Source organism: Bacillus sp. JJ864 (genome assembly GCF_036963045.1).
GTDB lineage: Bacteria > Bacillota > Bacilli > Bacillales > Bacillaceae_G > Bacillus_A > Bacillus_A pseudomycoides_C.
Genome location: NZ_JBALLY010000187.1, coordinates 1 through 2,660 on the forward strand (window position 1 = coordinate 1; position 2,660 = coordinate 2,660).

Consider the following 2,660-nt stretch of genomic DNA (forward strand, 5'->3'; position numbering starts at 1 on the left):
GTCACCTTTTCGTGACACCCTAAAAAACGCATTAAACCCAGTTATATCAAGGGATTTATACGTTTTTTGTAGATCCTCTCTATTATCACTATTATTAAGGGCTAAAAGTTCCGCAAGGAACAGGTAGTATTTTTGAGAAAATCACTCAAAAATCTCCACCTTGTCCGCTTTGCTCCCTCCTTGCAAAACTTTTTTCGGCTCGTGTGCTTTTTTCGCCAAGCCGACAGACAAAAAGCAAAGCAATGGTTCTCGACTTGGACAAGCAAGTATACGAGCCGAACCGCTTAGATCATTCGTTCTAAAATAGTCCTTATTCAAAAAATAGATACGTAATACGTGGGGTTTCGCCCCCCACACGACGAGCCAGCACTCTAGCCAAAAAGCAAATGTAAGACCAAAAGACAAGAACAAACAACAAAAAGGTTTCAATTTATAATGTTATGAATGATTTTTGATATATATTATTTACCATTTCAAGATAAATTCTTGTGTATATTAAAACTATATTTTATAATATAAATATAGTAATAAACGAAACCAACAAGTTATTCCAATTTACTCTTTAACAAGTCTTTTTTTTGAACCTAGGAAACTAGGTTCCTTTTTTATGCAAAATTTTAAAAGGTAGCGGGTTTATTATCTTGATCCTAGTTATAGAAACGTTGGTACTAAGCCAAAAAAAGTCCTCCAGATTGTTTAACTGGGGGACTTTCGTGTTCACATAATTTTCGTTAGCGGAAGTCATTTTAAAATTCTATGTGTCGATTTTTTCTTTGCCCTTACGGATAAACCACCATATCAAAGCTACAAGTAGTATGAGGAGCGGTATTGCCTGAATAAAGAGAAATCCTCCCCAAAAATCAAGTTCAGTACTATCTGGGGAGTCTGTTGCCATCACACCTATAAAAAAAGCCACTGGAATTGTGCATAGATTTACCCCTAAACTGCCCATTATGAATATTAGATTTTTATCCTTTGTTTTTGGTGAATCAGATTTGAAGAATTCGAATATTGCCATGCCGATTATAAAAAACAGTATTACATAAAGCTGATTAAGATATCCCATAATATTCCTCCGTTATCCTAATTGTACCATCAGCAAAGACAACTCTGTGCAAATTTGGATGAATAGGATATTCATGCTCGGTTAACATAACGTAACATTATCGGCAGCAAGGATAAAAGAGTCCTCTTACTCTTGCAAAAGATTCGTATGATTCTCTTATTCTTCGTTTATGCAAGATTTTATACATGGTTGATATAGCGGGGATTCAGAGGATCCTCGCTATTCTTTTTTTGCATAAAATCTTGTATAAATAAAAAAGATTTTGATGCTGTTATCGAGAAGTAATGGATATCGGTGTAAAATCGAAATGTATTTCGAAATCAATTCGTTTTTAAAATCGGGTGTGAAATCAGTTGTAAGTACATTCCGATTTTGATTAAAATATTGATTTAATTGTGTTTTATGAGTAAAAACGTATTCCGTTTTTGCGGGAGGAATGAAATTTGGAACTAAAATCGGAAATGTATACACCGAAAATTGTGGCGGATCGTTTAGGGGTGACTCCCGATTTGCTAAAGGTATGGTCAAACGAATTTAATATACAAACGGAGCGAAGTCAGGGAGGGCATCGCAGATATTCGAAGGAAAATATAGAGGAATTAAAAGCTATAAAAAAAAAAATACAGGTGCAAAAATGGTCTTACGATCAAGTTCGAGCATGGCGGAACGGAGAACTTGATTTGTTTGTTTCAAAAGAAGAAAAATCGGAATTAGAAAAGAAATTGGATGCAGTATTAGAAAATCAGCAATTACAAAATCAGTTCAATCAAGCACTTGTTCAAAAATTACAGGAGATTACGAATGAATTGGTTACGACAAAAGAGCATTTGGCTAATACTGAGAGAAAATTAACTGAAGTAGAGGGTAAAAACAGTGAATTAGAAGTTTTTATAGAGAAGAAGTTAGAGAAACGGGATCAGTTATTGCTGGAAAACATTAGAGAGATCCAGAGACAAAATCAGAAACAAAAACGGAAAGGGTTTTTCGGTTTGTTTAAAGATTAATTGTGATCATATTTTTTATAAAGTTCTAATGTCGGAAAAAGAAGAATAGAAATGCATGCATACAATAAGGGAATGCAGTACAGATCAGCATACAAGCATTCCCTTGCTATTTATATGCGCTTTTTATTTGAATTTACTTTTTAACCATTCAGCTGCTTTAATGCCTAGTTCAGCTCCTATAGCTCTTGCAACTCCACCATTAATTTCTTTTAATTCTTTTTCATTTAAAGATTGAAGTTTTGATGTTTTAATTTCATTTGTTGTCAAATTCATTGTTAAATCTCCTTAATATTTATTATTTATATTATACAGAATTATGAATTCTATAAGATATATTAAGATAACATTTATGTTTCCTTTTTTATATATTAATAAAAAAATGGTTTTTTATATGTAATTATGAATATTTGTTATTTTTTAGTAATTTTATGAGTTTTGAATTATATAATTTTATTATTATGTTTTATCTAATATGAAGAAAGTAGGATATGATTTGAGTAGAAAATTTGTATATAGGCCTCACCATATCATTCCGGGAATTCTGTACGTTTAGACACATTTTCGTCACAATTAACCCCTTTTACTGTACG

The 2,660-nt window shown here is 32.3% G+C and carries 3 protein-coding genes; 1 reads left to right on the forward strand and 2 read right to left on the reverse strand.

What is annotated here, in order from left to right:
* Positions 1–754 precede the first annotated feature (754 nt).
* Positions 755–1,066, reverse strand: a complete 312-nt coding sequence (locus V7024_RS22125) for a hypothetical protein (protein ID WP_193413761.1) — start codon at positions 1,064–1,066, stop codon at positions 755–757.
* Between the two features lie 443 nt (positions 1,067–1,509).
* Here V7024_RS22125 and V7024_RS22130 point away from each other — a divergent pair, with 443 nt between their 5' ends.
* Complete coding sequence (locus V7024_RS22130; RefSeq protein ID WP_335523967.1) at positions 1,510–2,070, forward strand: MerR family transcriptional regulator; 561 nt, start codon at positions 1,510–1,512, stop codon at positions 2,068–2,070.
* A gap of 123 nt (positions 2,071–2,193) precedes the next feature.
* On the opposite strand, the gene V7024_RS22135 is transcribed toward V7024_RS22130, so the two are convergent.
* Positions 2,194–2,343, reverse strand: a complete 150-nt coding sequence (locus V7024_RS22135; RefSeq protein WP_335523970.1) for a bacteriocin — start codon at positions 2,341–2,343, stop codon at positions 2,194–2,196.
* Positions 2,344–2,660 lie beyond the last annotated feature (317 nt).